This window comes from Streptomyces sp. 8N706, assembly GCF_052245415.1.
Taxonomy (GTDB): Bacteria; Actinomycetota; Actinomycetes; order Streptomycetales; family Streptomycetaceae; genus Streptomyces.
Genome location: NZ_JBQQBW010000045.1, coordinates 43,812 through 54,970 on the forward strand (window position 1 = coordinate 43,812; position 11,159 = coordinate 54,970).

Consider the following 11,159-nt stretch of genomic DNA (forward strand, 5'->3'; position numbering starts at 1 on the left):
GTTCCGGGTCGCCTCCGTCATTGCCGTCATGCGTACGAACGAGCCGTACGGCGGCTCAGCGCATCCTGCCGCCGCGGGGCATCCGCATGCCCTTCGGCATCGGCCCCTTCGGAACCGGCATGTTGCTCATCAGGTCGCCCAGCGCGCGCAGCCGGTCGTTGACCGCCGTGACCTGAGAGCCTGGGAGCACCTTCGGCAGCTTCATCAGAGTGGTGCGCACCCGCTTCAGCGGCACCTGGCCCTCGCCGTCGCCCACGACCACGTCGTGCACCGGTACGTCCACGACGACACGCGCCATCTTCTTCTTCTCGGCGGCCAGCAGGCCCTTGACCCGGTTCGGGTTGCCCTCGGCGACCAGGACGATGCCCGCCTTGCCGACGGCGCGGTGGATCACGTCCTGGCTGCGGTTCATCGCCACCGCCGGGGTCACCGACCAGCCGCGGCCGATGTTCTCCAGCACCGCGGCCGCGGCCCCCGGCTGGCCCTCCATCTGGCCGAAGGCCGCTCGCTCGGCCCGTCGCCCGAAGATGATCGCCATCGCGAGGAAGGCCAGCAGGAAGCCCAGAATGCCCAGGTAGACAGGGTGCTCGATCAGGAAGCCGATCGCGAGGAGGACACCGAAGGTGACAATTCCCACTGCCGCGACGACAAGACCGACCTTGGAGTCGACCCGCCTGGTCATCTGGTAGGTCAGGGCGATCTGCTTCAGTCGCCCGGGGTTCTCGGATGTTTCCTTCCTCGCCATGCTGCAGAGTTTACGTGGCCTGGGGAGTCCCGGTTGCCACGGCCTCCAGTACGTGCTGGGCCTCGCGGCGGTCATGGGCGCGGCGCCGGTCCTCCAGGACCGCGGTCCAGGCGTTCTGGCGAGCGGTGCGCTGGCCGCCGCGCATCAGCACCTCCTCGACGGCGCGCAGGGCATCGGTGACGGACGGGATCGCGGTAGCGCGGACGGGCGCGGCCTGCATGGCGTGAGTCCCCTCGGAGCGGGCGGGCGGGAACGGAAGTGCGCTGTGCTGTGCTTACCCGGGGTCACCCCCAGGTCCCATCAGAGTCACTGATGGGTGTTACCAGGGAGTGACCGGTCGGTCAAACACCAATGAAACCCGTACGTGGCGAGATCACATCTTGACGCGGCCCGTCCGTGGGAACGTCCGTGCCGCGCCGACACCGAATGGGCCAGTGCGCTCCGTCAGCCGGCCTGCGAGGCGACGGTGGCGCCGCGGCGGTCCATGGCCTGCTGGAAGAGGCGGCCGGCGCGGTAGGAGGAGCGGACCAGCGGGCCGGACATGACACCGGAGAAGCCGATCTCCTCGGCCTCCTCCTTGAGCTCCACGAACTCGGCGGGCTTGACCCAGCGCTCGACCGGATGGTGCCGCACGGTGGGCCGCAGGTACTGGGTGATGGTGATCAACTCACAGCCCGCGTCGTGCAGGTCCTGCAGGGCCTGACTGATCTCCTCGCGCTCCTCGCCCATGCCCAGGATCAGGTTGGACTTGGTGACCAGACCGGCCTCGCGTGCCCGGGTGATGACCTCGAGGGAGCGCTCGTAGCGGAACGCGGGGCGGATCCGCTTGAAGATCCGCGGCACGGTCTCGACATTGTGCGCGAGCACCTCCGGGCGGGCGGAGAAGACCTCGGCGAGCTGCTCGGGGACGGCGTTGAAGTCGGGGATCAGCAGCTCGACCTTGGTACGGCCCGCCTCGCGCTCCGCCGTCATCCCGTGGATCTGCCGCACCGTCTCGGCGTACAGCCAGGCGCCGCCGTCCTCGAGGTCGTCGCGCGCGACACCGGTGATGGTGGCGTAGTTCAGGTCCATGGTGACCACGGACTCACCGACGCGGCGCGGCTCGTCGCGGTCCAGCGGCTCCGGCCTGCCGGTGTCGATCTGGCAGAAGTCGCAGCGCCGGGTGCACTGGTCGCCACCGATGAGGAAGGTCGCCTCGCGGTCCTCCCAGCACTCGTAGATGTTCGGGCAGCCGGCCTCCTGGCACACGGTGTGCAGGCCCTCGCTCTTCACCAGGCTCTGCATCTGCGTGTACTCGGGGCCCATCTTCGCCCGGGTCTTGATCCACTCGGGCTTTCGCTCGATGGGCGTCTGGCTGTTCCGGACCTCCAGGCGCAGCATCTTGCGTCCGTCGGGTGCGACTGCGGACACGTCCGGCTCCCTACGACTTCGATTCTTCGGCGCACACCAGGGTACGCCCGTTGTTCATACGGTCCTACGTGCGGGCAACCCCTGCGCCGGGGGGCGCATTCCCCCTCCCTTCAGGAGAGGGGCGCGCCCTTCAGGAGAGGGGCGCGATCTGGCGCGGCAGCGGCTTCGCCGCCTCCAGGACCGCCCGCAGATGCTTCTCCACCACGGGCAGGGCCTCGGCCACGGAGATCTTCCGGCCCAGTTCGTTGGAGAGCGAGGTGACCCCCGCGTCGCGGATGCCGCACGGCACGATCCGGTCGAACCAGGTGTTGTCGGGGTCACAGTTGAGCGCGAAGCCGTGCATGGTGACGCCCTTGGCGACGCGGATGCCGATGGCGGCGAGCTTGCGGTCCTCGCGGCGCTGGCCGGCGTTGGACGGGGCGTACTCCGGGCCGTTCATCCGGGGGTCGAACTCGTCGTCCTCCAGCCGCGGGTCGAAGTGCAGCGACAGGCTTCCGGCCGAGGTGCGCTGCTCGACCGGGTCACCGAGCACCCAGACCCCGCTGCGGCCCTCGATCCGGGTGGTCTCCAGACCGAACTCGGCACAGGTCAGGATCAGGGCCTCCTCCAGGCGCCGGACATGCGCAACGACATCCACCGGGCGGGGAAGCTGCAGGATCGGATAGCCGACGAGCTGGCCGGGACCGTGCCAGGTGATCTTGCCGCCCCGGTCCACATCGACGACCGGCGTTCCGTCCAGGGGGCGCTCGCTGTCGGTGGTGCGCCGTCCGGCGGTGTAGACGGGCGGGTGCTCCAGCAGCAGACAGGTGTCGGGGATCTCGTCCGCGAACCGGGCGGCGTGCACCCTGCGCTGCTCCTGCCAGGCCTCCTCGTAGTCCACGGCGTTCTCGCCGAAGCCCAGGTGGACGAAGCGCAGTCTCGTGGGGACGGTGGCCGTCTCCTGGGAGAGTGCAGCACTCACGGCAGCTCCTGTTCGAACTTTCGTCTTCCATGTGTCGCGCCCAGCCACTGTACGGCCGGGGTACGGAAATGTCGGCAGGCGGCCGAAAGGCGGCCGACAGTCCCCGCACCACCTTTGCTCACACGATCGGATGAATGCGTGGCGATGGCGCCGGGGAGGGCTTCGCAGGCCGTTACATTCTCGCCGTTCCACATGGGTGAGCGGGGAAGCAGCAGGGTCGCGGCCTTGTCGCGCCCTTCCTCCCAGGGCCCGGAAGGCAGGAGACCGCACAGCCGATGACGGATCGACCCCAGCAGCGCATCCCCAACCGTCAGCTTGCCGCGCTCATCGCAGAAGCCGGGTTCTCGAATGCCGGGCTGGCCCGGAGAGTCGACCAGCTCGGCCTCGAACACGGCCTCGATCTGCGCTACGACAAGACCTCGGTGACCCGCTGGCTGCGCGGGCAACAGCCGCGCGGGACCACTCCCGCGCTGATCGCCGAGGTGTTCACCCGCCGCCTGGGCCGTCGGCTGTCGGCCCAGGACATCGGGCTGGACGCCTGCGCACCGGTGTACGCGGGGCTCGAATTCGCCGCCACGCCCGCCGAGGCGGTGGACATCGTCAGCGGGCTGTGGCGCAAGGACTCAGGCAGCCACGCCGAGCTGCGCAAGATCGCGTTCACCCCGGCCGGGCTGGTGGTGCCCAGCCGCGACTGGCTGATCGGCCGGCCCGACGACCGCGTCGGCCGGGGCGTCGACCCGGCCTCCACCGGTCGCCCCGGCAGCCCCGGTACGGGCCTGGAGAACGGCGTCCGGGCCGGTCATCCGGGAAGGCCGGTGGTGCCCCGGCAGCGCGGGACCGACCGGGTGGCGGGCCAGCGGGTCACGGCGGGCGACATCGCGGCCCTGCGCTCGGTCGCGGAGCTGTTCCGCACGCTCGACCAGACCTACGGCGGCGGGCACGCCCGGCAGGCCCTGGTGCGGTATCTGGAGCACGAGTCGGAGCCGATGCTGCGCGGGACGTACGGGGAGACGCTGGGGCGGCGGCTGTTCGCGGCCGTGGCGGACCTGACCCGGCTGGCGGGCTGGACCTCGTACGACATCGCGGCCCACGGGCTCGCTCAGCGCTACTTCGTGCAGGCCCTGCGCCTGGCCCAGGCGGCCGGCGACCGGCCGTACGGCAGCTATGTGCTGGTGACCATGAGCCGGCAGGCGGTGTATCTGCAGCACGGTCGGGAGGCGGTGCAGCTCGCCCGCGTCGCCCAGCAGGGCATCGGCGCCGGTGCCCCACCCGTGGTGCAGGCGCTGCTGCACGCGGTGGAGGCGCGCGGGCACGGTGTGCTGGGCGATGCGCGGGCGTGCACCGCCTCGCTCGCGCGGGCGGAACGGGCGCTGGAGACCGCACGGCCGGGGGACGACGTGCCGCACTGGGCGCGGTGCTTCGACGAGGCACAGCTCGCCGACGAATTCGGCCACTGCCACCGTGACCTCCAGCAGTACCGGGCGGCCGCACAGCACGCGGAGCGATCGCTGCAGCTGCGTGGGCCCGCGTACGCACGGAGCCGGCTGTTCTGCCGGGTGGTGCTGGCGTCGGCACGGCTGGGGCTGGGGGAGCTGGAGCAGGCGTGCGCGCTGGGAGCGGAGGCGGCCCAGCAGGCGACCGAGATGCGGTCGGCGCGGGCGACGGAGTACGTCCGTGATTTCGAGCGGCGGCTGGAGCCGTACAAGGAGGCGGCGGCCGTACGAGGATACCGGGAGCGGGTGGCCGCGCTCGGGGTGTGAGGTTCCTCGGGATGCGGGGCCGCCTCTCGAGGTGGCGGTCTCCCGGGAGCACGGGTGCGGTCCCTCGGGCCCGCCCGTGCGGTCATGCCGCCGCGGCCAGGGGCGACGGCTCCTCCGCCGGATGGAGACCGAAGTCCCGGAGAGCGGCACGGGCGGCGCGGCGGCCCGAGGCCAGGGCGCCCCGGGCGGTGCTGGTCTCGCGATGGTCCCCGCAGACGTAGAGTCCCGACAGCACGCGCACCGGTCGCCGCAGGTCGTGCGGTGCGCGCATGGCTGGTACGGCCTCGGTGTCGTGGTGGGCGGCGAGCAGCTGCCAGCCGTCCGCGGACGCGCCGTAGAGCTCGCCGAGCTGGGTGCGGGCCGCCTTGTCGAGGGCGGTCAGCGGTTCCGAGGCGTCGACGCCGAGCACCGTCGAGGTGATGAGGACCCGGCCCGGGGGAGTGCGGGACGGGTCGGCCTCGCTGACGACCGCCGTGTGCGAGACGGGGCCGCGCCGGTCGGCATCCAGGAGGAGGGCGGGCTCGCCCAGCGGCGGCTCGTCGGCGGTGTGGTGCAGCACGGTCACCGGGTGGAAGTCCGGCAGCCGGAGCCCCGGCAGGAGTTCGGCGGCAGCGCGGGCTCCGGTGGCCACGAGCACGGCGCGGCAGGCGAATTGGCCGTGCTCGGCGGTCTCCACGGAGGTGGTGGAGGCCGCCACGGCGCGCACCCCGGTCCGTACGGTGCCCGGTGGCAGGGCCGCGGTCAGCAGTTCGGTCACGGCGGAGGCGCCGCCCGCGGGCAGACAGAGCCGGCCGCGGACGAAACCGCGCAGCGCGAGCTCGGCGACCCGGCTCGATGTGCTCATGTCCGGGTCGCTGAGCAGCGCCGAAAGCAGGGGGCGGAGGAAGCCGTCGACGGTCCGGGCCGGCACGCCCCGGGCGTGAAGGGCCTCGGAGACAGCCAGTTCGGGCCGGGCGAGGAGCCGGTCGACGGGCGTGGCCGCAAGCCGGTTCAGAAAGGCCGTGGCCCGCGCCTGGTCGAGCGCGCCGCCGAGGGGCGCCCGAGCGGCGGACGCGAGAGCGCGCGCGGCGTTGAGCGCGCCCCTTGTGCTCCTGGCGTCGCCGAACCGCTGGTTGCGCCCGCCGATGTGCAGCAGAACTCCTGCTGACAGAGGGCGAAGCGCCAAGCCGCCCAGACCGGGCGTACGGCGCAACTCCGAGCAGGGGGTGGGGAAGAGCTGCGGTGCGCGGTCGAGGCGGAAGCCGTCGATCTCGTCGGTGCACATCCGGCCTCCGACGTAAGGGGCGGCCTCCAGGACCGTGACACTTACTCCGGCGTCGACCAGTTGCCGCGCCGCGGAGAGTCCTGCCAGTCCGGCGCCGACGACGACGACGTCCGTCCGGTGTGTGTTGTGGCGTGCTGCGCTGCTGAGCACGTGCGCCTCCCCGAGGTCGGCTGTGTCTCGCGCTGTGTGACCCTGCCGGTCGCTGGGGACCTCATGCCCTCAACGGACCCAGGGGATGCTTCAGTTCTGGACGAGCGTAGGAATGATTCCGGTCGTACACAGTCGCGCACCGCCCGAGCACAGGCGCACGCCGGTCGCACGACGATCGCTCACGTGCGGCGGCGTCGTCAAATCAGTCGATAACGGTCAGGTGCGGACCGTCGGCGTGGGCCGGGCCCGTTCGGCGTGACGCCCGTTCCGTTCGGTGCGCACTCGTCCCGTTCGGTGCGGGCTCGTTCCGATCGGCGCGAGCCGGGGACCTTCGGCGCGAACTCCCGCTCGGCCGGGGCGCGTCCCGTTGAGCCGCGGGCGGCGTCCGTACGGTGGCGTCCGTGCGCGCGGGGCATCCCGTACGGAGAGGGGCATCCCGTACGGAGAGGGGCCATCCCGTACCGCCCGGGGAGGGGCCCGCTCAGGACAGTGCGGCCCGTACCGCGCTGTCCACGGTCGGGAAGGCGAAGGAGAAGCCGGTCTCCAGCAGCCGTTTGGGCAGTACGCGCTGGCTGCCGAGGACCTCTTGGGAGAGCTGTCCGAGGGCCAGCTTCAGCGCGGGCGCCGGGACGGTGAGGAGCGTCGGCCGGCGCAGTGCACGCCCCATCGCCGCGGTCACCTCGCGGTTCGTGGCGGGCTCCGGCGCTGTGCAGTTGACCGGCCCCGACAGCTCCTCCGTGGCCAGGATGTGCCGTAGGGCGGCGACCTCGTCCTGGAGCGAGATGTAGCTCCAGTACTGGCTGCCGTTGCCGAGCCGGCCGCCGAGGCCCAGCTTGAAGAGGGGAATGATCCGCCGCCCCCAGGCGCCTCCCTCGCCGGAGATGACGAGCCCGCTGCGCGCGAACACCGTTCGAATTCCTGCTTCTTCGGCCGGTGCGGCTGCTTCCTCCCACTCCTGGCAGAGCCGCGCGAGGAAGCCGTCACCAGGGGGCGCGGTCTCGTCGACGGGGCGGTCGCCGGTGTCGCCGTAGAAGCCGATCGCGCTGGCGTTCACCAGCACCCGGGGCGGGCTGTCGAGCGAGGCGACGGCCTCGGCGATCGCGGCCGTGCCGAGCACCCGGCTGTCCCGGAGCTTCCGCTTGTACGCCTCGGTCCAGTACCGGTCGCCGATCCCCGCCGCCGCCAGGTGCACCACCGCCTCGCAGCCCGCCAGCCCGGCCGTGTCGACGTGCTGCCGCTCCGGATCCCACGTCACCTCGTCCGCCGCTCGCGGTGGGCGACGCACCAGGCGGACCACGTCGTGTCCGTCCGCGCGGAGCGAGCGAAGAAGTGCCGTACCGATGAGACCGGTCGAGCCGGTGACCGCGATGCGCATGCCCCCATCCTGCCCCGCCGCTCACCGGTATGCCGGAACGGACCGGACGGATGGCACAGTGTCACCCATGCCCGCCTCGCACATACGTCCCGTCATCCGCCGTGCCGTCCGCGACGACGACGCCGCGCTCGCCGCGCTGGACCGGCGTACCTGGTCACCGCTGCATGCCGTGCAGCCGGGCCCACCGCCGGCAGGCGACCCCTTCTTCGACGCGGTGCATCTGCCGTCCCACTTCCTGGTCGCCGAGTACGAGGGGCGGGTCGCGGGCTATCTGCGGCTCATCGCGCCCACCTCGCTCCCCGCCCATGCGCACGTACGCCAGATCCAGGGACTCGCCGTGGACACCTGGGCCCGCGGCCGCGGCATCGCACGGGCGCTGCTCGAGGCAGCCTGCGCGGAGTCACTGCGCCAGGGAGCGGCCCGGATCACCCTGCGGGTCCTCGGGCACAACGCCCCGGCCCGGCGGCTCTACGAGTCGGCGGGCTTCGTCGTGGAGGGCATACTCCCCGGGGAGTATCTGATCGAGGGGGAGTACGTGGACGATGTGCTGATGGGACGCCGTCTGACCGTGTGACCGCCTGACCGACGGGACGAACCGCCTGACCGCCTGACCGCCTGACCGCCTGAGCGGCGGGACGAGGGGACACCCGACGCGGTGCCGCGGTCCGTACGGCGGCTGACCGGTGAGAGCGCACGGGACCGGAACGGGCCCCCGGGACCTGGACGGGATGTGGGTCAACCATTCCGGCCACCGGGCGGACCTCCGGCTGCCGGCCGCCGGGGGCATCCGGCTGCGGCCTCCAGGTGGGCTTCCGGCCTTTCCGGCTCCTCGGAGCGGGCTCCTGGCAGATGCCTCGGAGCGGGCTCCCGGGCTCCCGGCCGCCGGGGCATCCGAGCGGCTCCCGGCCGACAGGGCCTCCGTGGGCGGCGAGTCCCTGGGGGTGTCCCGGGGCTACGCCCGGAATGCGTCCCAGAGCTTGGGAAAGCGGTCCGCGAGCGCCTTGTCGTCCTCGAAGTCGATGGCCGTGCCCGCAGGCTCCAGCGGCGGCCTCGCCAGCCCCAGGTCCGGTGTCTCCAGCCCCGTGAGCTGCTCGTACGCCTCGTCCGCCGCGTACCCCAGCTCCTCGGCGTCCCCGTCGACCTCCTCGTCGAAGTCCTCCAGCAGATCCGCCAGGTCGTCCGGCTCGTGCAGCGCGCCCTCGAAGACCTCCCGGCCCTGCGCGATCAGCCAGCAGCGGAAGTTGTCGAAGGCGTCGTCGCTCGCGCCGCCCAGCAGCACCCAGGCCGCGCCCCACAGATCCCAGCGGTACGCGCGGTTGAAGCGGGCCTCGAAGTGCCGGGCGAAGTCGAGCACGGCGTCCGGGTCGAACTGCAGCAGCCGTTCCACGAGCAGCTCGGCCTGGTCCTCCGGGTCGCCCTCGGCGGCCTCGCGGGTGCTGTCGACGATCTCCCAGAACTCCGTCTCGTCCATCACGGGACCAGCATCGGCCCTGCCACCCCACGACGCACGCGGAGCGGCCCGGATGCGGCTGTGTCGTTATCAGCGCGGCTGCCTGCGGAAACCGGACAGAGGTTGTCGTCTTTGAGTGACAGCGTCAGTCGCAACCACTGGCGAGCGGCACAGGAGAGGACGTACACGTGAGCGAGCAGGGCGCACTGGCGGGCAAGGTCGTACTCGTCGCGGGAGCCACCCGCGGCGCCGGACGTGCGATGGCCGTGGAACTCGGACGGGCAGGGGCCACGGTGTACGCCACCGGCCGTACGACCCGGGAGCACGTCAGCGAGGTCGGCCGGACCACCGAGACCATCGAGGAGACGGGCGAACTGATCACCGCCGCCGGGGGAGAGGCCGTCGTCGTACCCACCGACCACCTGGAGCCGGACCAGGTGCGGGACCTCGTCGAGCGCATCGACCGCGACCACGGACGGCTGGACGTCCTGGTGAACGACATCTGGGGCGGCGAGCACCTCGTCGAGTTCGGCGAGGGAACCAGGATGTGGGAGTACGACCTGGCCAAGGGACTGCGGATGCTGGAGCTCGGTGTGAAGAGCCACCTCGTCACCAGCCACTTCGCGCTGCCGCTGCTGGTCCGCGACCGCGGCGGCCTGCTGGTCGAGGTCACCGACGGCACCGCCGACTTCAACACCAGGTATCGGGAGAACCTCTACTACGACCTCACCAAGAACGCCCCGATCCGGATGGCGTTCGGCCTCGGGGAGGAGCTGAAGGACGTCGGCTGCACCGCGGTCTCCCTCACCCCCGGCTTTCTGCGTTCCGAGCAGATGCTCGACTTCTTCGGCGTTACGGAGGAGAACTGGCGCGAGGGCGTCAAGCAGATGCCGAGCTTCGCCATCGCCGAATCGCCCGTCTACATCGGCCGGGCCGTCACCGCTCTCGCCGCCGACCCGGACGTGGCGCGCTGGAACGGCCAGTCGCTGTCCACCGGGCAGCTCGCCCGGGTCTACGGCTTCACCGACACCGACGGCACCCGTCCCGACGCCTGGGGCTACATCAAGGAGGTCGAGCTGGGCGGCAAGGCCGCGGACGACTCCGCCTACCGCTGAGACCGTCGCTCACGCCCCGAGCCGCTCAACGCCCGCGTACAGACCTGGTCAACGCCTCCCCTACAAGGCCGCTCAACGCCCCCGCGTACAGAGCCTTTCATGATGCGTCCGTACAGGGCCGCTCAACGCCCGGCGTAGAGGGCCGCCGTACGTTCCGCCGCCCGCGCCAAGCGGTCCCGGAGCTCCGGCGGCTCCAGCACCTCCGCCTCCGGACCGAGCGCCAGCAGCTGGCCGTACGCCACGTCCACCGACTCGACGGGAAGGGTGAGCGTCACCCTGCCCGCCGGGTCGGGCGGCCCGGCCCGCGCCACCGCTTCCCGGGCCGCGGTGCGGTCCGTCACATACGGCAACTGCCGCGCCCCGGCCTCCGACAGCCGCACCACCACCGACTCCCGCAGGATCGACCGAGCGAACTGCTCGGCCCGCTCCTCCCAGAACGCAGGGAGTGCGAATTCCTCGTCACGCACGAACCGTTCGGTACCGGGCGAGACCGCCGCGAACCGGTCCACCCGGTACACGCGGTACACCCGGTACTCGCCCGATCCACCGGCCCGCCCACCCGGAGGACGGGCCCCGGCCGCCTCCGCCGGGGCGGGCCCGTCCACGACCCCGGCTGCGAGATACCAGACCCCGGCCTTCAGGACGAGACCGTACGGTTCCAGCTCACGCACCACCTCGGTGTCCCCGCGCCGGTAGCGGACCGTCAGCCGGCGGTCGTCCCATACGGCGTCGGCAACGGCGGGCAGCCACTCCGGCGACTCCGGCTCCTGCCACCAGCCGGGCGCGTCCAGATGGAACCGCTGCGCCGCGGTGTCCGGCGCGTCCCGCAGCTCGGGCAGCAACGCCGCGGCCACCTTCAGCCGCGCCGCCGACCCCGCGTCCGCCAGGCCCATCTCGCGGAGCGCGGAGGGCACGCCGGAGAGGAAGAG

General features: G+C 72.1%; 11 protein-coding genes. 3 read left to right on the plus strand and 8 right to left on the minus strand.

Translation table 11 applies throughout. From position 1 onward, the window contains the following. Positions 1-55: 55 nt before the first annotated feature. The 4 genes from ACTWQE_RS18710 to lipB form a co-directional block, all read right to left on the minus strand. Complete coding sequence (locus ACTWQE_RS18710; protein ID WP_443330110.1) at positions 56-745, minus strand: DUF4191 domain-containing protein; 690 nt, start codon at positions 743-745, stop codon at positions 56-58. A gap of 10 nt (positions 746-755) precedes the next feature. Further along, on the minus strand, positions 756-965 hold the full coding sequence (locus ACTWQE_RS18715) for an SCO2195 family GlnR-regulated protein (RefSeq protein WP_443330111.1): 210 nt from the start codon (positions 963-965) through the stop codon (positions 756-758). A 224-nt stretch (positions 966-1,189) separates the two neighbouring features. Continuing rightward, positions 1,190-2,155, minus strand: a complete 966-nt coding sequence (gene lipA, locus ACTWQE_RS18720) for a lipoyl synthase (protein ID WP_443330112.1) — start codon at positions 2,153-2,155, stop codon at positions 1,190-1,192. Between the two features lie 130 nt (positions 2,156-2,285). Next, on the minus strand, positions 2,286-3,116 hold the full coding sequence (gene lipB / locus ACTWQE_RS18725; protein ID WP_443330113.1) for a lipoyl(octanoyl) transferase LipB: 831 nt from the start codon (positions 3,114-3,116) through the stop codon (positions 2,286-2,288). Positions 3,117-3,391: 275 nt separating this feature from the next. Here lipB and ACTWQE_RS18730 point away from each other — a divergent pair, with 275 nt between their 5' ends. After that, a complete protein-coding gene (locus ACTWQE_RS18730) occupies positions 3,392-4,876 on the plus strand; it encodes a regulator (protein WP_443330114.1) in 1,485 nt (494 codons plus the stop codon). An 82-nt stretch (positions 4,877-4,958) separates the two neighbouring features. Here ACTWQE_RS18730 and ACTWQE_RS18735 read toward each other — a convergent pair whose 3' ends face one another. Together ACTWQE_RS18735 and ACTWQE_RS18740 are read right to left on the minus strand one after the other, a co-directional pair. Then, positions 4,959-6,290 (minus strand): NAD(P)/FAD-dependent oxidoreductase, encoded by a 1,332-nt coding sequence (locus ACTWQE_RS18735; RefSeq protein ID WP_443330115.1) that lies wholly within the window; start codon positions 6,288-6,290, stop codon positions 4,959-4,961. Positions 6,291-6,771: 481 nt separating this feature from the next. Next, a complete protein-coding gene (locus ACTWQE_RS18740; protein ID WP_443330116.1) occupies positions 6,772-7,665 on the minus strand; it encodes a TIGR01777 family oxidoreductase in 894 nt (297 codons plus the stop codon). A 67-nt stretch (positions 7,666-7,732) separates the two neighbouring features. On the opposite strand from ACTWQE_RS18740, the gene ACTWQE_RS18745 reads away from it, so the two are divergent. Beyond that, positions 7,733-8,239, plus strand: coding sequence for a GNAT family N-acetyltransferase (locus ACTWQE_RS18745; RefSeq protein ID WP_443330117.1), 507 nt, complete (start codon positions 7,733-7,735; stop codon positions 8,237-8,239). Positions 8,240-8,617: 378 nt separating this feature from the next. On the opposite strand, the gene ACTWQE_RS18750 is transcribed toward ACTWQE_RS18745, so the two are convergent. Beyond that, positions 8,618-9,136 carry a DUF4240 domain-containing protein gene (locus ACTWQE_RS18750; protein ID WP_443330122.1) on the minus strand — a complete coding sequence of 173 codons (519 nt, stop codon included), beginning with the start codon at positions 9,134-9,136 and terminating at the stop codon, positions 8,618-8,620. 167 nt (positions 9,137-9,303) lie between these two features. Between ACTWQE_RS18750 and ACTWQE_RS18755 the strand changes: the two genes are divergently transcribed. Further along, positions 9,304-10,230: an SDR family oxidoreductase gene (locus tag ACTWQE_RS18755; protein WP_443330118.1), complete on the plus strand. Its 927-nt coding sequence runs from the start codon at positions 9,304-9,306 to the stop codon at positions 10,228-10,230. A 122-nt stretch (positions 10,231-10,352) separates the two neighbouring features. Here the strand turns inward: ACTWQE_RS18755 and ACTWQE_RS18760 are convergent. Continuing rightward, positions 10,353-11,159 (minus strand): helix-turn-helix transcriptional regulator (locus tag ACTWQE_RS18760; RefSeq protein WP_443330119.1); only part of this gene is annotated, 807 nt, incomplete at its 5' end.

Excerpts from the sequence above, each read along its gene's own strand:
- ACTWQE_RS18740 (WP_443330116.1), bottom strand. The coding sequence starts at position 7,665 with ATGCGCATCGCGGTCACCGGCTCGACCGGTCTCATCGGTACGGCACTT.
- ACTWQE_RS18745 (WP_443330117.1), top strand. The coding sequence starts at position 7,733 with ATGCCCGCCTCGCACATACGTCCCGTCATCCGCCGTGCCGTCCGCGAC.
- ACTWQE_RS18730 (WP_443330114.1), top strand. The coding sequence starts at position 3,392 with ATGACGGATCGACCCCAGCAGCGCATCCCCAACCGTCAGCTTGCCGCG.
- ACTWQE_RS18750 (WP_443330122.1), bottom strand. The coding sequence starts at position 9,136 with ATGGACGAGACGGAGTTCTGGGAGATCGTCGACAGCACCCGCGAGGCC.
- ACTWQE_RS18715 (WP_443330111.1), bottom strand. The coding sequence starts at position 965 with ATGCAGGCCGCGCCCGTCCGCGCTACCGCGATCCCGTCCGTCACCGAT.
- ACTWQE_RS18710 (WP_443330110.1), bottom strand. The coding sequence starts at position 745 with ATGGCGAGGAAGGAAACATCCGAGAACCCCGGGCGACTGAAGCAGATC.